The organism is Thiocapsa bogorovii (assembly GCF_021228795.1).
Taxonomy (GTDB): Bacteria; Pseudomonadota; Gammaproteobacteria; order Chromatiales; family Chromatiaceae; genus Thiocapsa; species Thiocapsa bogorovii.
Genome location: NZ_CP089309.1, coordinates 3,311,868 through 3,328,489, shown reverse-complemented (window position 1 = coordinate 3,328,489; position 16,622 = coordinate 3,311,868). Strand labels below are relative to the sequence as shown.

Genomic DNA, 16,622 nt, shown 5'->3' with positions numbered 1-16,622 from the left:
CTTGGCGGAACAGCCATTTTATCAATGGGTTGAACGAGAGTCGCCCTTTTTTATGAAATATTCGGGCTAAGGGCTTCGAGGCCTTGTACAGGTGTATCAAGGTCGTCTGCGCTGTAGACCAACGGAATAGTGAGGGATGCCTTGTGCAGGAAAACGAGCCGCGGCGTTCCGCCCGCTCGATCAACATGATCAGCTTGCTTGTCTAGGAGATCTGCGAGTTTGACGACCTGTCGATAATGCTGGATGCGCTCGCTGCCAGGCTCGTCCGGGATCAGGGTGTCTTCGTCAACCAGATAGCAGGCAGTCGGTGCCTGAGTCAGAAACTGGCCACGGCCGATCAGCGCACCCAAGCTCCGGTAGACGACATATTTACCGATGGCCCAGTCGGTAATGGGCAGTTCCAAGCTGGCCTGACTCTCTGGGGTCGGCGCAGTGCTCGACCACTCCGCGTACTTCCCGTCGATCTTGACCGTATCGTCAAGCACTCGATCTTGGATGAGCAGATCAAGCTGACCGTAAAGCTCGCTGCCTAGCGGCACTGTGCCCTCAAGTGCGCCGGTCGTCCGATTCCAAACCCCCTTGCGGGGCTCCAACGCACGGCAGATCTGGCGTATGGCCGTGAGATGTTCGTGTCTAAGTGCCACGGTTATTGCGTCTGACCGACAGATTGATCGAGGTCCGCAAGAAGAGATTCCGGCAGTTCCTTGATCGTCAATTGCTTGGAGGCTGGGTCGAATTGGACGACGCCTTGTTCCAGGAGGTCGGCATCGAAGCTGATCGATAGTTGCCTCGTCTTGCCCTGGTACCGGACGAGCGATCGCAGAGCGTTCTTGTCGACCGCCGAAAGCCTGTTCGTCAGGCCGTATTCGTCTTGGGCGATGGCGAGAAGCATGCCCCGCTGGTCTTCGTCAGAAGGAGGAAACCGAGCATCGAGCAAGTTGGATATGTCCTCTATCAAGACTGGCTGTTCATTCTCGATGCGTTCGCGGCACAGCTCACTGACCGCTCGCTTTGCGCTCACACTTTCGGCCTCGCTGAGGTATCGTCGTTCACAGAAGGTCTTGGTCGCCTCAACAAGATGTCTAGTGTCCAACTTCGCGGCCGTGTATTCGCGGCAGCCGATGAAGTCCGAAAAGTACTGGGTAACATCGCGCGCCTGGCGCCCGATCTTGAACGCGATATATCGCTCACTCGCACCGCCGCGCCATTCGGTGAGGTTGATGCGTCCTGCCATGTGCAGGGTGTCGAGATTCAACTCCTCAACCTCGGCAAAGCTCAGATCGGCGCCTAGGCTGATACCCTGCCGCATCCGCAGCATAACCACGGACAGGAAGTGGTTGGCCTGATGTGTATAGTGGTTCATTAGCAGGTATCCACCCTTCGCTGACTGTGCGGATGGTCTGTTGAGGGCGTCTGCCAAAATCGTCGCAGCTCCGCGTGAGAAAGCGACGAAATCGGTGAAATCAGAGCCGTCGAAATGCGTTTGAAGCAGTGACTCGAAAGCGGTCAGTGGCAGCCCAGGCTCCTCAGGCTGCCGAAATCCGCCGATGTTGACGCCTGTGAAGAGCCCGGCAAGCTTCGAGCTGACGCGCTCGGCATGCTCGTTGATGGGGTTCTCTTCGTTGCGGAGGGTCAATGCAGCTGCGCCCTGCGGCTCTTTGGACACTTCGTGGATGATGATGTTCTGGATCGGCATCGTTTTCGGTCTCCTGTCACTTGTTCTTCCTGTCCTCAGATGCCTAGCGGCGGACGAAGCGAACCATAGCGCATTTGCGACTCGCGTAGGGGGCGGTCGCGTGTATTCATGTCTGGCGATTGTCCAAACGTGTCGAAGGGCCTGAACGTGCCGGTCCGCCCCGTTGCTGCCATCGGTAGTCCGCCCCGTGGTTTGCGGGCGGGCTCGGTACTGCCCGAAGCTTTGATCGCGCTATCGGGAACTCCTAAAGCGAAGTTGCCCGCGGCAGGTGCTTGATGGATGCCGGTTTCTTGGACTTTCCGGCAACCCCGGTACGTGCAAGATCAGCGGCCGCTCTGCGAGACGATTCTGCCGCCCCAACTCTAGCGAGGCTTCGCCTCAGACCGACGAGCCATGGGTAGCGGGCTCATAGGCTAAACTCACGGTACAGGCTCCGTTCAGCCAACGAACGCTCTGGGAGTAAACGCATAAGACGGAGCTATGCTCGATTCTGGTGTATGAGCGGGGACTGATAGAGCTTGAGCAGGCGGCGCACCGTTGCTGACAATGTGGTTGTCGAGACCCAAAGCAGCAACGAGAGAGGTGCGCCATGAGCGACGATACGAGTACGGGGGCCCGCCGTGCAAGAGGGGATCGGGGCGAGGTGCTGGCCGAGCTGGGCCTGCCGCTGGAGGAGCTGGTGCGCCGCGGGGCGCGCGACATCCTGCAGCGGGCCATCGAGGCGGAGGTGGAGCAGCTGCTCGAGGAGTTTGCCGGGGTGTCGCTGATGGACGGACGCCGGGCGGTGGTGCGCAACGGTTATCTGCCGGCGCGCGAGATCCTCACCACGGTGGGTCCGGTGGAGGTGCAGGTGCCCAAGGTACGCGACCGCTCCGGGGCCGGGGTGAAGTTCAACTCCGCGCTGGCCCCGCCGTACGTGCGCCGCAGTGCCCGGGTCGCCGCGGCGCTGCCGTGGCTCTATCTGAAGGGGATCTCCAGCGGCGACCTCGGGGAGGCGTTGGAGGTGCTGGTGGGAGAGGACGCCAAAGGGCTCTCCGCGGCGGCGCTGGGCCGGCTCAAGGCCGCGTGGGCCGAGGAGTACAAGGACTGGACCCAGCGCAGCCTCGAAGGCCGGCAATACGCCTACTGGTGGGTCGACGGCATCTACACGACACTGCGCGAGAGCGACGATCCCAAGCTCTGTCTGCTGGTGATCATCGGGGTGAGACCCGACGGCACCAAGGAGTGGGTCGCCATCGTCGACGGGTTGCGCGAATCCACCGAATCCTGGCTCGACGTGCTGCGCGATCTGAAGGCACGTGGTCTGCAGGCGGGTCCGCGCCTGGCCGTCGGCGACGGGGCGCTGGGGTTTTGGGGTGCGCTTGAGCAGGTCTACCCCGAGACCGTGCATCAGCGCTGCTGGTTCCACAAGATGGGCAACGTGCTCAATGCCTTGCCCAAGTCGTTGCAAGGCAAGGCGAAGGCGGATCTGCAGGCGATCTGGATGGCACCGACCCGCAAGCAGGCTACGCAAGCCTTCAAGCGCTTCATCAGCCGCTATGGGGCCAAATACCCCAAGGCGACCGAGAAGCTCGAAAAGGACCGCGAGGCCCTGCTCGCTTTCTTCGCCTTCCCGGCCGAGCACTGGGTGCACCTGCGCACCACCAACCCCATCGAGTCCACCTTCGCCACTGTGCGCCATCGCACCGGCCGGACCAAGAACTGCGTCACCCGCGCGACCTTCCTCGGCCTGGCCTTCAAGATGAGCGAAGAGGCCGCCAAGACCTGGCGGCGCATCCGTGCCCCCGAGAAAGTGGCCGAACTGCTCGGCGGAACACGTTACGAAGACGGGATTCCGGTGTCCGACGACCCACCGGAGACCCAAGAGGAGCAACGGGAAGCCGCCTGATCAAACTCTGGCCCTATGGTCATACACCAGATTTGACAATAGCTCCATAAGACGCAACGCGGCTCTAAACGTGACCTGTTCACGTTACGATGCGTCGGTAAGCTAACCGCCATTGCCTCCTCAGGCACCTGCCGCGCGCAGCACAACCCAGCCAGCGTCCGCGCAAAATCTTGCCATCCGGCGAGGGAGTGTTGATTGCGTCGCGAAAAAAACTTGACTCATCTGCAACAAGTTTTCGCCCTCAAGGAACCCTAGACCAAACTGGCAGCAAACTGAACCAGACCGGCGCAGCGGGAGAAGGACCCAGTGGCAGCTATTGGGACTGAGCCCCACTCGCCGCTCTAGATCGGGTGTCCGCTTCCGGTCCAGTCGGCCTACCGATTGTCTGAGGCGTCAGTGGCAGCAGCGCGCGTGTTCCGGACGCCCCTGAGCCGGACTGCCCGCGGCGGCTTCGGACGCTATGCCGTCACTGACCGCCGAAGCAACAATGCGGCAGAGGTTCCACAAAGCGGACATTCTGCGGCGATCTCCCCCAGACGGTTCCACCCTGTGGCGCTCTAGAAATCCGCGCTGGGGCAGCGGGCCGTTCCCGATCCACAGCAGACATCGGCGTGCGCACAACGTCTGGCATAGCCGACCGGCTAAATTCCGGTAAAGCTCCCTGTGGACTAGTCCCTGACGATGGGTTCGCGAGATTTGGCATTCCCTGTCTTGGGTCGGTGCTGACCTACCCAAACTGACCTTTTGCAGGTCGGTTCATGGTCCATCCCGTCCCGCACCTGCATCTGAATTCGTTTCAAGTGCCACCTTCAGTGTGTTATTCGCTCTTGTAGCCCAGAGGCCTACGCACTACGCTCTGGGGTAACAGAACGGCTGCATGACGGGGCTGTGATCATGTCATATCAGTCCGCAGGAAGAACGGGAGTTACCGGTTCAGGACCGCGCTGAATTTTACCCTCCGCACTCGCCCGCGGAACTATAACCACTGCGCACGTGCAGCGGATTCAGGCCTCAAAGACTGCGGTAGGGGCTGGGACCAAGTGGGCGTCTGACAGGCAGCGAATCTTGGCCCATGCATCACGCGCAACCGCAACTGATGGTCTTCTTTGGGAGTTCCAAAGTGGTGCGACCACGTACCGCGATTACCTTGGTCCTGGCGTTCGCGCTGGCCCTCCTAGCGATGGACAGCCACGCGCTGTATGAGATCGTGGGCCGCCCATTCGTCCAGGAAGACTGCACCATCGAAATCAACAACCATGTGGTGCATCTCTACGGCATCTATATTCCCCCTTCGGCGCGCGAGGACCGGTGCTGGAATCTGCGGCGCGGGCCTTGCACCGCACGGGCGGCCCTGGATTTTCGGGTGCAGGGCTTTGTCCACTGTTATCCGCAGGGAAAGTATGACGACGGCAGCGTGAGCGCCGTGTGCTACGTCAACCACACAACCTTCCATCAGGGAATCGACTTGGCGGCCTATCTGCTTAAGGCAGGCTGCGCCTTGGCCACCGATGACGCGCCTCTGGAGTACCGAGCGTATGAGAGGAAGGCGCAAAGCCTAGGTCTCGGGGTTTGGGGCTTTCCGGTAGACACCATTAACGGACAGCCCTTCCAGGGGCACCGCTAGCCACACGAAAGACCGGGTCACAGCCAAAGGCCGGTGACGCAAGCCTTTGGCGTGTCGCCGGATTCGCTTCGGCGGAAGGAAGGCGGGATAGGAATTGCGAGGCGATGGACGGCCCCCCGGCCATAGGAGCGCACACGCTTAGCTGCGAAGACCTCAAGATCCACTGGCCTCACGACCACGCCTCGGCGAGGTTTTCGTCTGTGGCTCATGTCTGCCTCTGGCCGGGTCCGGTCCCTCCCGGCGCAGACAGCTCCGCCCCGCGCGGGGCTCGGCGGGCCTAGCCTCCATCCTCGGATGAATGTCCGCTTTCTGCTGGGCGGCCCGGCCGCCTATGCCGTCGATCGCTGACTGTAACGCGCGTCTTGCTGTCTATCGCGTTGCCGGGATCCGCGACGGTTGGGCTCCAGTTCCAAACACTGGAGTTTCGTCGGTCGGAGTGGGAAGTCGGGTGGACAGCCGACGCTCGCCCTACCAATGCGTTACATCGAGGGTCCCCGGACTACCCTGGGTCTCCTACCTCTCCGCGCGCGGCAGGTGCAAGCGGCGCCGCCCGATCGGACGGATCGGGTCTGACTTGTCAGAACTTCCAGCCGATGCCAACGACGCCAGTCAAGTTGGTCGGCTCGACCTTGACCGTTTGGGTGCCGGTTGCGTACTCGCCGTACTCGGCCTTGTAGAGCGACCCGTAGTCCCCGCAAAGCGCGACGCTGTTGAACGACTTCGAACCTAGGTCTTGCCACATTGCCTCGGCGAAGAAGTACAGGTGATCGTCGAAGAGATGGCGCACGCCGCCGCCGATGCCTAGACCCGAATAGGTCTCGTCGTAGGATAGCGCCGTGGGCCCGTACCCGCGTGAGGTGCCACACTCGGACGTGCGCATCTTCAGCTCGATGTCCGACCACGCGTAGACCACCTTCAGATAAGGCTGAGTGCGCCAGCTCGGCGCAATGTCCAGGCTAATTCCATAGCGACTGGTCTGTTTCAGCTCCGCGCTGTCGGAGTAGACGGTGCTGCCTTCAACGCCACTGGGCCAGGAGGTCGTCGAGCTGGAACCGCTGTCCTTTGTCCGGCCGGCATCGTCGCCCGCCAAGTCGACAAAGAGTCCGATCCCGGCCACGATCTGACCATTGTCCCAACGCCATCCGCCGGCGATCTGGCCAAGGAAGTTGGTGCTACCTCCGTCGTCCGCCGTGTCGTACGTGTCGGTTTTCAATTCCGTGAAAGGAATTCTATTGAAGCGGTTTTCGGAATACGTGCTATATGTCGCGCTGGTCTTTATATCGGTCGTCGTGCTGCGCGCGCCGATCGCGCCATCTACGTAGAAACCGCCCCAGTTTGGGTCGGCCGCCGCAGCACTCATGCCGATGCCTGATACCAGTAAACCCGTCGCAAACATGATCCAGTGAAACATTGAATCTATCCTCGCGAGTTTCTGTTCGAATCGGGAAAGCGCCCCTGCGAGAATACCGCAAGCCCGGCGTCGGGGGCTGTAGGCGATTATAGTCCGCTTCCCGCGTCAAGTGATCGCTGGCGGAGGCAGCCCAGCCCTGAGAGTCCGCTTTGCGCGTTGAAGAGTCACTCGGTTTGGACTGACGTGCGACGGCTTGTGGCCGGGTCCGCCCGCTCACCACCCAGAAGGCTCCGTTCTCCCCGGGTGGATGGTAGCGCCGACCACCACCGCAGGTCGATGTCCGCTTCCTGCGGTACTTCCTTGCCCTCCTCGCGTAGGTCGGTGACCGCAACGCGCGTTTATGCAAAACTCGCGATTATGCAAAGCGGGCTTTGGCAGGACTCACTGACCGCCGTCGGCAGGCGGTCAAGGTACGCTGCGAGCTTCTCATAATCACAGGGTCGTCAGGAACTCGATCAGGCTGTCGGGTGCCCGGTAGCGATGGAGCACCGTGTCCGGCTCCTGGAGCTTGGCCAGCGCGTGCTCTTTCATCGCCAAATCGGCTTCGATGTACTGATGCGTTGTCACCGGGCTTTCGTGTCCGAGCCAGAGTGCGATGACACTGATGTCGACGCCCGCCTGCAACAGGTGCATGGCCGTCGTATGTCGAATCGTGTGCGGCGAGATGGCGCGACTAGCCAATGCGGGATAGCGCTTGGAGGCTGTCTGCACGGCCGCTTCCAAGCGTAGCGAGACATTCGTCCGCGTCATGGCCTGCCCGTTTCGGTTGGGTAGTAACGGAGATCCGGCGCCAAGGTCGGGGTTTTGTTTCAGCCAGGCGCGGATGGCCTTGATGGTGGAGCGCCAGAGCGGAACGCTGCGCTGCTTGCGCCCCTTGCCATGCAGATGCACGCAGGCGGCGTGTTCCTCCAAGACGACGTCGCCGACGTTGACCTGCGTGATCTCGGAGACCCGTGCCCCGGTATTGTAGAGCAGCTGCAGGAGCAGGTGATCACGCTGACCGAACCAGGTACTCGGTGGCGCATGGATCACGGCCTGCATTTCCTCCGCGGAGAGGTAGCCGAACATGGGGCGTTCGAAACGCTTCACGGGGATGCCGAGCGCGCGCTCGACGATCTGTAATGACGCCACATCCCGGTGAGCGGCGAATTTTAAGAAGGAGCGCAGCGCCGCCAGGCGGGCGTTTCGGCTGCGCACGCAGTTCCGGCGTTGTTGCTCAAGATGATCGAGGAATGCCGTGAGCAGTTCCGGGGTGATCTCCGCGAGGGTCATCGCAACCGGTGCCTTGCCCAGGTGCGACTGCGCGAATTGGAGAAAGAGCACCATGGCATCACGGTAGGCGGCAACGGTCTGTGGGCTCAAGGCCCGCTGCCGGGTGAGATACTCGGTGAAGTAGGCTTGCACGAGGGCGGCGAATGAGGGAGCTGGCGACGCAGGCTTAGGCATCCCGGCACTCCTCGAGCGCGGCGAAGCGCTCGAATTTCGCACCGGCCACGGCCATCAGCTCCGGAACCGCAGAGAGATACCAGTAGGTACAGCCAATGTTGGCATGGCCCAGATAGGTCGAGAGGGCCAGCATCTTCCGGTCAAGATCGCAGCCTTCGCGCTGCCACGCGATCAAGCGTCTGACGGCAAAGGTATGCCTCAGATCATGCAGACGCGGCGCGGCATGGGCGCCGCGATTGGCCCAGTGGAGCTGCTCGCGCAACTGACTGAAGACACGACGGACTTGGCGTTCGCCGAGGGGTTGCCCCGGGAGCGACCCACGCGCGCCGGTGAAGAACGCCGGATCGGGCGTCGTTGGGATCTCGCGCCGACGCCGTTGGCGGAAGCGGGTCAGCGCCTCGACGGTGCTGGGATGCAAGGGTACTTGGCGTGACTTGCCACACTTGCTCTCGCGCACGGTCAGCAGGCCGCGCTTGAGGTCGACATCGGCCTCGCGCAGGTGAATGGCTTCGGACACGCGCAGCCCGGTTGCCGCCATCAAGCCAAACAAGGTTTCATAGGTCGCGGCACGCAAGCACCCGGGTGGACCGAGCGTGCGGGTGGCGGCAAGAAGCGCGACGATCTCCTCCTCACGGTAGATGTGGGGTGCTACGCGGCCGGGCGCCGGGCCGAAAAGCGTCTCCTCGGGGATTTCGGTGTCCGGCTCGAACTGGCGCAGATAGCGCAGGAAGGGGCGTAGATTGGCCAGGCGCCGATACCAGGTTTCCCGTGTTCCCTGACCTCCTTTCCCTTTTCGGGCCCACTCGACCATCAGCTCGATGCTCAGCGGTCCGTCGTGATGGCGCTCGGCGACGAAGGTGGCGAAATCGGTGAGCAGCCCGTGGAGCGGGCGCAGCTCGAAGCCGAGCCGACGGCGTTCGGACAGATAGTCGTCGACGCGCTGCTGAAGAGGGATGGTCGTGCTCATGACACACTCCCCGGCCAGGGCAGCGCAACGCCGATCAGCTGCGGCGTGTCGAGCTTGGCGTAGATCTGCGTGGTTCGCAGCGAGCGGTGGCGCAGCAGATCGGCGATCTCCTTGAGAGAGCTGCCTCGCTCCAGGAGATCCGCCGCAAAGGTGTGCCGCAGCACATGCGAGCCGGAATACGGCAGCCCGCTGCGACGCAAGGCGCGGGTGATCACCTTCTGGACGGCAGTCGAGGTCACGGGGCGATCGTACGGCTTGAGCGCACGGACAAAGACCGCCGCGCCGGCACTCCCGGGGCGCTCATGCATCAGATAGTCGGCCAGTACCTCTCCGGTTTCGACCGGCAAAGGCAACACATCCTGTCGTCGCGACTTGGTGGCCCGCAGCGTGACCGTCCCGGCCTGCCAATCGATGTCGCTGATCATCAAAAGGGGCGATCTCTCCCGCCCGCAGACCCAGGTCCAGCGCGCAGCGTGCCATGGCATACCCACGTTTCGGCCAGCGCTGGACCGCTTGGCAGGCGTCGAGCAGGCGTGCGGCCTCCTCGCGCGAGAGCGCCTTCGGCAAGTGCGCCAGTGTCCAGTGCGCCGGGGAGGCGATGACGGCGGTCAAGGGCTCAACCGCATCTCCCTGCGTGCTGCGATAGCGCAGATAGCTGCGCAGCCCGCCGGTCACGCTGTGAGCATGAGAGGGGGTGTGACGCGCGATCAATTCGTGGGTGAGAAACCGGCGGATGTCGGACGGCTGGAGCGTGGCGATATCGACGTGATCACCATCAAAATGTTGATGCAGCAACCGGCCCGCAATCCGTAAGTAGCCCCTTCGGGTGCCGGGTGCCAGGCCATGCACGTCACGCAGATGCGCGTCGTAACGCTGCAGTTCTGCGCCGATGGGATCGGAAGCGGAAGTGAGGGCCTGACGATCTGCCTTCGAGAGCGGAAGCTGTGTATCGTTGCTCATGCGAACCTCCTGACAAGTGGGCCGACCACTTCAGGACGTCGCAGCGATTATGTCGAGGATTCAATGCCCATCTTGCCCGCCAAGCCGCACCTTGCCTCACTCGGCACGCGCTTCACGATCTAAACTCCGCATAATCGCGAGCTTTGCATAAACGCGCTTATGGAAAGCTTTCCATAAGCGCGTAGAGCGGTCAGCCATAGCCGAAGAGCGAGCGGTCGGAAGTGGCCGGTTACTGCCGTTAGGATCCCCTGAACCGGCCCAAGACCAGCTGGACCGTAGGCAGCCGCAAAAGCGGTGGACGAATCCGGTAGGGCCAGCGCGGATTACTCTGAGGAATTCCCGTGGAATAGAGTGACCGACAACAAACGGTTCGAGAATAAGCAGAACAACTCGGCGAGAAAGCACCTTTGCCACGGTTGTCGGAAACGACAACGACAACGACAACGACAACGATTAGGCTCGTGGATGACGCCGACGGTCGGTTCTGCCTCGCACGGCTTGGCCAAGACCGACGGCATCGGCGACGGCAACCCAAATAGCCCTTCGAACGGCACGACCAAAATCAAAAATAATTTCAAAAACAATATTATGAATTCCTAAACCGCGTCTGCTTAAGCGCCCATTGATGGCTCGGACGCAGCGGCCAAAGCATCCCGGCGAATGTCAAGCCGGACGCGGTTTAGCTCTAGTGCCCCGTGCGTGCGCGAACTTCCAAAGCAACCTCGAGCGCGTTCAACCCGGTCTGCCCGTCCACCAGCGGAGGGCGTCCCTCCCGGATACAGCGCACGAACTCGGCAAGCTCCAGATCCAGCGGCTTGACCGGCTCGACGCTGATCCGCTCGCGGGCGATCTCCGGGCGTGCGGAACCCGCGGCGGCGCGAGGCGCGGCGATATCGATGGTCTGCGCGATGAAGTCGAGCGAGAGGTAGCTGCCGGGTTGGAAGACGCGAATCCGCCGGGTGGTCTTGTCCGAGACGCGACTGGCGACGACGTTGGCGACGGTCCCCTGGTCGAACTCCAATCGGGCACTCGCGATATCCACGTGATCCGTCAGCACGGAGGCGCCCACGGCGGAGATGTTCGCGATCCGTGCCCCGACCAGGGAGAGGATGATGTCGATGTCGTGGATCATGAGATCGGAGACCACGTCGACATCGGTCGCGCGCTCCGTGAATCCGCCCATCCGCTGGGCCTCGATGTAGACAGGCGCGTGGATGCGCTCTGCGAGCGCCATGACGCCGGCGTTGAACCGCTCGACATGACCGATCTGCAAGGTGGCATGCTGCGCGCGCGCGAGCCGGACGATCTCGATCCCGTCGGCCAGACTCGCCGCGATGGGCTTTTCGAGCAGAACCGCGATCCCGCGGGACAGGAAGGGAGCCGCCGCCTCCAGGTGCGCGGTCGTCGGGACCACGATGCTGACCGCATCGACACGCTCGATGACATCCTCGATCCGCCCGAACGCGGCACATCCGGCCTCGGCAGCGACTGCTGCGGCGCGGGCCGGGTCGACATCGACCACGCCCGCCAACTCGACATCCGGCATGCGCGAGTAGATCAGGGCATGGAAACGCCCCAGATAACCGACACCGATGACGGCGACGCGGAGTTTATCGGACATAGGCTACCACCGGATGCGTTGTTGAGCCTCGGAGCCCCCGGGACCGGGCGCCGGCGTACATCGCACGGCAGGGCGTGCCGAGGAACGGTTGAGGTCACGTTGTCCTCCCGCGCGCCGAGGTCTTCAGCCGCCGAAATCCTTCGGAGCGACCGCCTGCTTGGCGATCGGCGCGCGCTCGACGTTCGCGTAAAGACCGATCTGATACGCCAGAGTCACCGCCATCCCGATCAACGCAAAGGCGATCACCAACACCACGAGATCGGGCTTGGGAGGAGATGATTTGGAGCGCATGCGTCAACCGACCTGATGTCACGACTCTAGCTGAGTGGCTCGCTGTCCTTGCGGGACACCGAAATTTAAGAGTGGCCCCGATGCGCCTGGATCGCGCGACGGGGCCATGTGTATTATCACGCGATCCGATGCGCTTGTCTGCGATGTGGAGGTTCAGGTGAAAGAGTTTTCGATCAAGATTTCAGCCAACAGTCAGTACCAGCCGGAGCGGTCTTCTCCCGGAGAAGGACGTTATGTGTTCGCTTATACGATCGTGATCGAGAATCACGGCGACCAATCGGCGCGCCTGCTGGATCGGCATTGGATCATTACGGATGCGGACGGCAAGGCGCAGGAGGTTAGAGGAGAGGGCGTCGTCGGGGAGCAACCCCACCTGAAGCCCGGTGAGCGTTTCGAGTACACGAGCGGCACCATCATCGCCACCCCGATCGGCAGCATGCACGGCAGTTACGGCATGATCGGCGACGACGGCACCCGCTTCGATGCCGATATCCCGGCCTTCTCGTTGGCGTCCGCCATGACCATTCACTGAGCGCGCCCGCCGGAACCCACGCGGCCATGCCCACCTACGCCGTCGGCGACATCCAGGGCTGCTATCGGGAGCTGCGGCAACTGCTCGACAGGCTCCGGTTCGATCCGGGCGTCGACCGACTTTGGCTCGTCGGCGACTTGGTCAATCGCGGGCCCGAGTCGCTTGCCGTGCTTCGGTTCGTCCACGATCTGGGCGATTGCGCCGTCACGGTCCTCGGCAACCACGACCTGCATCTACTCGCCCTGGCCGAAGGCAATACCCGGCACGCGGGCAAGAGCACGCTCCACGCGGTGCTGGAGGCGCCCGACCGCGACGCGCTCCTGCACTGGCTGCGCCATCGCCCGCTGCTGCACCATGATCCGGATCTCGGTTTCTCGATGATCCATGCCGGTCTGCCGCCTCAATGGAGCCTCTCGGACGCGCGGGCATGCGCGCAGGAGCTCGAGTCGACCCTGCGCGGACCGGATTACCGCGCTTATCTGATGGCGATGTACGGCAACAAACCCAAGCGCTGGTCGCCCGACCTGACCGGCATGGACCGTCTGCGATTCATCACCAACTGCCTGACCCGACTGCGCTTCTGCGCGTCGGACGGCGCCCTTGCACTCGGCGAGAAAGGCGAGATCGGCAGCCAATCGGCCGGACGCCTGCCCTGGTTTCGGATGCCGGACCGGCGCACCCGCGACGACCGGATCATCTTCGGTCACTGGTCCACCATCGGCTATCTCGCCGAGCACAACGTCTGGGGACTCGATAGCGGCTGTCTCTGGGGTGGCGCGCTGACCGCAATCCGGATCGACGGCACCGGCGACGACAAGAGACCGATAACCCCCTTCCAAATCGACTGCGAGGGCTATCTGCGGCCCGGATCGGACTGAAGCACGGGCACGCGGCGAAGCTCCACGAAGGTCAACGCATACGCATTGCGCGCGTCGGCCGGACGCTCGACCCGGCTCACCTCGACCCAATCCGCCGGATCCCATTGCGGAAAGCGCGCATCGCCCTCGACGGCGGCATGGACCAACGTCAGATAGAGTCCGTCGGCACGCGGCAGCGCCTCGGCATAGAGTGTCGCCCCGCCGACGATGAACAGCTCGGGGACCGGGCCGGCCGCCTCGATCGCGGCATCCAGAGAATCCACCACGAGACAGCCGTCAGGACGAAATGCCGGATCACCCGAGAGCACGATGTGGCGTCGACGCGGCAGCAGACCCGGCAGGGACTCCCAGGTCCGTCGCCCCATGACGATCGTCTTGTCGAGCGTCAATTGCTTGAAGTGCCCGAGGTCGGCCGGCAGATGCCACGGCAGCCGATTGTCACGACCGATCACGCCGTTGTCGGCGATCGCGGCGACCAGGCAGAGGGTTGGCGCTTGTTGTTCGGTCGATTCCATGGGGGAGTACATTGTCTGACTTTGCGTCCTTTGCGCATTTGCGGTACCAATCATACCTGTAACCCAGCAGCCATTCCCCGAGGACACCGATGGAGAGCACCTACGACTCGGACTTCTACGCCTGGGCCAACACCCAAGCCGCGCTGCTGCGCAGCGGACGGATCGACCAGGCCGACATCGAGCACATCGCCGAGGAGATCGAGAGCATGGGCAAGAGCGAGTTGCGGGAGCTTGAGAATCGACTCGCACGGCTGTTCACCCATCTGCTCAAGTGGCAATTCCAGCCCAATCGGCGCAGTCGAAGTTGGACACTGACGATCAAGGAGCAGCGCCGACGTCTTCATCGCCATCTCGCACAGAACCCGAGTCTGAAGGCGAAGCTGGAACAAGCGGTCCTTGACGCCTATGGCGATGCCATCCTCGAGGCGGCCCGTGAGACGGGCCTCGCCGAAGAGACCTTCCCGCCGGTCTGCCCCTTCACCATCAAGCAGATCCTGAGCGACGAGGAAGCGGGCAACGAGCCAAAAGCCATGTAGTGGCGACTTCATGCGCCGCATCACGAACGTGCTTCCTTTTCCGTCAATCATCCTAAACCGCGTCAGCTCCGACGCTCGAGGATCCGGCCGAGGCCGCTCCAATCCAAAAACAATGCATTGCGCTCCGGACGCGGTTTAGCCGTACCGCGCCAGCGCCGCGGCGAGGCGATCCCGGACCAGATCGCGCAGGATCGACGGCTCGACGACCTCGACATCCGGCCCGTACCTGAGCACGTCCATCGTCAGCTCGAGCGCGTTGCTGTAGGGGATGCGCAGCTCGTAGCGCCCGTCCTCGAGGAACAGCCCTGCCTGGTCTCGATGCCATTGCTCCTTCGCCACCCAACGGGCGCGCTCGGCGCTGAATCGCAGCACCGCGGTCTGCTGCGGCGCGCCGGCGAAGATCCCGTAGGAAACGGCGAAGTGTCGATCGAGATCCTCGTTCGCCACCGACAAGGCGGTCGTGGGCAGAGGACGCGCGGTCTGGATCGCATCCAGGGCGAAGGTCCTCAGACCCTCGCGCAGGTGACACCAAGCGTCGAGATACCAGTTGTCGCGGTAGTAGGTGAGTCGCTGGGGCGAGACCTCGCGGTCGCTGTGCCGATCGTCGCCGCGATTGAAATAGCGGATCCACAGCCGCTGGTGCTGGGCCAAGGCACCGGCCACCGTCTGAAAGTGGCGACCGCCGCGGCGTGCGCCCACCTGCATGATCCGAACCCGAGCCGAAAGCCCGTCGAACCCGGGGCGTTGCAGCTCGAGGAGATCGCCGATGCGTTTCTGCAGGGGCTTGAGATGTGGATCGAGCAGACCCGGCTCGACGCTCGTCAAGAGCTGCTGCACGGTCAGCAGGGCATGCAGCTCGGAGGCGTTGAACCACAGACCGGGCAGTTCGTACATCGCCCCGTCGGCCAGATCGTACTTGTAGCCGTTGTGATCTCGGTCGTAAACGATCGGGGCATTCAGATGCAGACGCATATCCTCGATGAGGCGCTTGATGGTCGCGCGCGAGCACTCGAGTGCCTCCTGCAACCGCTGCCGCGAGACCGGATGTCGAGCCGCCTGAAGGATGCGGTTGAGCTCGAAGATCCGGTCGAAGCGGTCCACCGGGTCGGCCCTAAACGGGAACGGCGGCGACCTTCGCAACCACAGCCGGTGCGGCCCAAAGCTTTTCGAGATTGTAGAAGTCACGCACCTTGGGGAGCATGACATGCACCACGACCCCGTTGAGGTCTACCAGGGCCCACTCGCCCTCGGTGACGCCCTCCAGACCCAGCGGGGTCTCGCCCGCCTCTTTCGACTTGTAGGCCACGGTCTCCGCGATGGCCTTCACATGCCGATCCGAGGTGCCGGACGCGACGATCATATAGTCCGTGATCGCGGTCTTGCCCCGCACGTCCATGACCTCGATGTCGCGGGCCTTCATGTCGGTAAGCGTGTCGACGACCAGTTCCCGAAGTGTCTCAAGCTGCATGCGATCTCCTCTGCTTTTGAATCAGGTATGCGACACGAACAGTCGCACAGGGGTTTGCGTCGCACCGCGATCCGCGGTGACGACCACACCATCCTTGGTCTGATCCGACGGGCGACGGTGCAAACGTAGCCCTTCGGGTCGGCGGGCCTCCGGCTCACCGATACAAACCTTCCCGCGTGATGATCGAGATCACCGCATCGGGCAGCAGCCAGCGGGGACTCAGACCCTGCCGCACCAGCTCGCGCACATGGGTGGCCGAGACATCGATCTGCGTGACCTCATGAAAGAGGATGCGGCCGGCCGACGTCTCTGCCAAGTCGCCGGCCCGGTCGCTGATACGCCCTGCGCACAATGCCTGCAGTGCAGGGTCCGGCGCGACCGATGCACCCGGTCGCTGCATGACCACGAGGTGCGCCAAGTCCAGTATATCGGCCGGGCGATGCCAACCCGGGAAGCCAGCGAAGGCATCGGCGCCGATGAGCAGACACAGGGGGCGTTCCCGACCCAGCTCGGCGCGCAGCGAGATCAGGGTGTCGTAGGTGTAGGAGCCACCCGGCCGCTCGATCTCGCGGGGGTCCGCGACGAAGCCCGGCTGCCCGGCGATCGCGGCCTCCAACATGGCCAAACGAAGCGCCGAGGAGGCGACCGGCGGCGCACGATGCACCGCGACATTGAGCGGGATGAGCCGGATTTCGTCCAGAGCGAGCGCCTGAAGACAATCGAGCGCCGGACGCAGATGTCCGAAATGGATGGGGTCGAAGGTGCCGCCGAGGACGCCGATCATCGAGG

The 16,622-nt window shown here is 63.0% G+C and carries 19 protein-coding genes; 6 read left to right on the top strand and 13 right to left on the bottom strand.

All coding sequences use genetic code 11. From position 1 onward, the window contains the following. Positions 1-50: 50 nt before the first annotated feature. A complete protein-coding gene (locus tag LT988_RS14990) occupies positions 51-539 on the bottom strand; it encodes a hypothetical protein (protein ID WP_232406359.1) in 489 nt (162 codons plus the stop codon). 107 nt (positions 540-646) lie between these two features. Then, complete coding sequence (locus tag LT988_RS14985; RefSeq protein WP_232406358.1) at positions 647-1,696, bottom strand: nucleoid-associated protein; 1,050 nt, start codon at positions 1,694-1,696, stop codon at positions 647-649. A gap of 589 nt (positions 1,697-2,285) precedes the next feature. Between LT988_RS14985 and LT988_RS14980 the strand changes: the two genes are divergently transcribed. Together LT988_RS14980 and LT988_RS14975 are read left to right on the top strand one after the other, a co-directional pair. Then, entirely contained in the window at positions 2,286-3,584 is a 1,299-nt protein-coding gene (locus LT988_RS14980) for an IS256 family transposase (protein ID WP_232406357.1), read from the top strand. A gap of 1,123 nt (positions 3,585-4,707) precedes the next feature. Continuing rightward, a complete protein-coding gene (locus tag LT988_RS14975; RefSeq protein WP_232406356.1) occupies positions 4,708-5,208 on the top strand; it encodes a nuclease-like protein in 501 nt (166 codons plus the stop codon). Positions 5,209-5,785: 577 nt separating this feature from the next. Here LT988_RS14975 and LT988_RS14970 read toward each other — a convergent pair. The 5 genes from LT988_RS14970 to LT988_RS14950 all read right to left on the bottom strand — a co-directional run bounded on the left by LT988_RS14970 (position 5,786) and on the right by LT988_RS14950 (position 9,992). Then, positions 5,786-6,619, bottom strand: coding sequence for an outer membrane protein (locus LT988_RS14970; protein ID WP_232406355.1), 834 nt, complete (start codon positions 6,617-6,619; stop codon positions 5,786-5,788). Positions 6,620-7,051: 432 nt separating this feature from the next. Next, positions 7,052-8,065 (bottom strand): tyrosine-type recombinase/integrase, encoded by a 1,014-nt coding sequence (locus LT988_RS14965; protein WP_232406354.1) that lies wholly within the window; start codon positions 8,063-8,065, stop codon positions 7,052-7,054. After that, complete coding sequence (locus LT988_RS14960; protein ID WP_232406353.1) at positions 8,058-9,032, bottom strand: tyrosine-type recombinase/integrase; 975 nt, start codon at positions 9,030-9,032, stop codon at positions 8,058-8,060. The genes LT988_RS14965 and LT988_RS14960 overlap by 8 nt, the downstream gene beginning before the upstream one ends. After that, a complete protein-coding gene (locus LT988_RS14955; protein WP_232410595.1) occupies positions 9,029-9,418 on the bottom strand; it encodes a tyrosine-type recombinase/integrase in 390 nt (129 codons plus the stop codon). Before LT988_RS14955 ends, LT988_RS14960 begins: the two co-directional genes overlap by 4 nt. Next, positions 9,333-9,992 carry a tyrosine-type recombinase/integrase gene (locus LT988_RS14950; RefSeq protein WP_232410675.1) on the bottom strand — a complete coding sequence of 220 codons (660 nt, stop codon included), beginning with the start codon at positions 9,990-9,992 and terminating at the stop codon, positions 9,333-9,335. Before LT988_RS14950 ends, LT988_RS14955 begins: the two co-directional genes overlap by 86 nt. A gap of 465 nt (positions 9,993-10,457) precedes the next feature. Between LT988_RS14950 and LT988_RS25275 the strand changes: the two genes are divergently transcribed. Then, on the top strand, positions 10,458-10,592 hold the full coding sequence (locus tag LT988_RS25275; RefSeq protein WP_269752049.1) for a hypothetical protein: 135 nt from the start codon (positions 10,458-10,460) through the stop codon (positions 10,590-10,592). Positions 10,593-10,677: 85 nt separating this feature from the next. Here the strand turns inward: LT988_RS25275 and LT988_RS14945 are convergent, their stop codons facing one another. Together LT988_RS14945 and LT988_RS14940 are read right to left on the bottom strand one after the other, a co-directional pair. Next, positions 10,678-11,613: a Gfo/Idh/MocA family protein gene (locus LT988_RS14945; protein ID WP_232406352.1), complete on the bottom strand. Its 936-nt coding sequence runs from the start codon at positions 11,611-11,613 to the stop codon at positions 10,678-10,680. 123 nt (positions 11,614-11,736) lie between these two features. Beyond that, positions 11,737-11,904, bottom strand: a complete 168-nt coding sequence (locus LT988_RS14940; RefSeq protein ID WP_232406351.1) for a hypothetical protein — start codon at positions 11,902-11,904, stop codon at positions 11,737-11,739. A gap of 157 nt (positions 11,905-12,061) precedes the next feature. Here LT988_RS14940 and apaG point away from each other — a divergent pair, with 157 nt between their 5' ends. Then, positions 12,062-12,436 (top strand): Co2+/Mg2+ efflux protein ApaG, encoded by a 375-nt coding sequence (gene apaG, locus LT988_RS14935; RefSeq protein ID WP_040730330.1) that lies wholly within the window; start codon positions 12,062-12,064, stop codon positions 12,434-12,436. A gap of 26 nt (positions 12,437-12,462) precedes the next feature. Next, positions 12,463-13,314: a symmetrical bis(5'-nucleosyl)-tetraphosphatase gene (locus LT988_RS14930; RefSeq protein WP_232406350.1), complete on the top strand. Its 852-nt coding sequence runs from the start codon at positions 12,463-12,465 to the stop codon at positions 13,312-13,314. On the opposite strand, the gene LT988_RS14925 is transcribed toward LT988_RS14930, so the two are convergent. Beyond that, entirely contained in the window at positions 13,290-13,829 is a 540-nt protein-coding gene (locus LT988_RS14925; RefSeq protein WP_232406349.1) for a dihydrofolate reductase, read from the bottom strand. The genes LT988_RS14930 and LT988_RS14925 overlap by 25 nt on opposite strands. 89 nt (positions 13,830-13,918) lie before the next feature. Here LT988_RS14925 and LT988_RS14920 point away from each other — a divergent pair, with 89 nt between their 5' ends. After that, positions 13,919-14,365, top strand: coding sequence for a DUF29 domain-containing protein (locus LT988_RS14920; protein WP_232406348.1), 447 nt, complete (start codon positions 13,919-13,921; stop codon positions 14,363-14,365). Between the two features lie 135 nt (positions 14,366-14,500). Here LT988_RS14920 and LT988_RS14915 read toward each other — a convergent pair whose 3' ends face one another. The 3 genes from LT988_RS14915 to nadD form a co-directional block, all read right to left on the bottom strand. Then, complete coding sequence (locus LT988_RS14915; RefSeq protein WP_232406347.1) at positions 14,501-15,466, bottom strand: helix-turn-helix transcriptional regulator; 966 nt, start codon at positions 15,464-15,466, stop codon at positions 14,501-14,503. 10 nt (positions 15,467-15,476) lie between these two features. Further along, positions 15,477-15,833 (bottom strand): ribosome silencing factor, encoded by a 357-nt coding sequence (gene rsfS, locus LT988_RS14910; protein WP_232406346.1) that lies wholly within the window; start codon positions 15,831-15,833, stop codon positions 15,477-15,479. 154 nt (positions 15,834-15,987) lie between these two features. Then, a complete protein-coding gene (gene nadD, locus LT988_RS14905; protein WP_232406345.1) occupies positions 15,988-16,617 on the bottom strand; it encodes a nicotinate-nucleotide adenylyltransferase in 630 nt (209 codons plus the stop codon). Positions 16,618-16,622 lie beyond the last annotated feature (5 nt).

Bases quoted from the DNA above. Each gene is read 5' to 3' on its own strand.
- LT988_RS14985 (WP_232406358.1), bottom strand. From the start codon at position 1,696: ATGCCGATCCAGAACATCATCATCCACGAAGTGTCCAAAGAGCCGCAG.
- LT988_RS14980 (WP_232406357.1), top strand. From the start codon at position 2,286: ATGAGCGACGATACGAGTACGGGGGCCCGCCGTGCAAGAGGGGATCGG.
- LT988_RS14970 (WP_232406355.1), bottom strand. From the start codon at position 6,619: ATGTTTCACTGGATCATGTTTGCGACGGGTTTACTGGTATCAGGCATC.
- LT988_RS14965 (WP_232406354.1), bottom strand. From the start codon at position 8,065: ATGCCTAAGCCTGCGTCGCCAGCTCCCTCATTCGCCGCCCTCGTGCAA.
- LT988_RS14960 (WP_232406353.1), bottom strand. From the start codon at position 9,032: ATGAGCACGACCATCCCTCTTCAGCAGCGCGTCGACGACTATCTGTCC.
- LT988_RS14950 (WP_232410675.1), bottom strand. From the start codon at position 9,992: ATGAGCAACGATACACAGCTTCCGCTCTCGAAGGCAGATCGTCAGGCC.
- LT988_RS25275 (WP_269752049.1), top strand. From the start codon at position 10,458: ATGACGCCGACGGTCGGTTCTGCCTCGCACGGCTTGGCCAAGACCGAC.
- LT988_RS14945 (WP_232406352.1), bottom strand. From the start codon at position 11,613: ATGTCCGATAAACTCCGCGTCGCCGTCATCGGTGTCGGTTATCTGGGG.
- LT988_RS14940 (WP_232406351.1), bottom strand. From the start codon at position 11,904: ATGCGCTCCAAATCATCTCCTCCCAAGCCCGATCTCGTGGTGTTGGTG.
- LT988_RS14930 (WP_232406350.1), top strand. From the start codon at position 12,463: ATGCCCACCTACGCCGTCGGCGACATCCAGGGCTGCTATCGGGAGCTG.
- LT988_RS14925 (WP_232406349.1), bottom strand. From the start codon at position 13,829: ATGGAATCGACCGAACAACAAGCGCCAACCCTCTGCCTGGTCGCCGCG.
- LT988_RS14920 (WP_232406348.1), top strand. From the start codon at position 13,919: ATGGAGAGCACCTACGACTCGGACTTCTACGCCTGGGCCAACACCCAA.
- rsfS (WP_232406346.1), bottom strand. From the start codon at position 15,833: ATGCAGCTTGAGACACTTCGGGAACTGGTCGTCGACACGCTTACCGAC.
- nadD (WP_232406345.1), bottom strand. From the start codon at position 16,617: ATGATCGGCGTCCTCGGCGGCACCTTCGACCCCATCCATTTCGGACAT.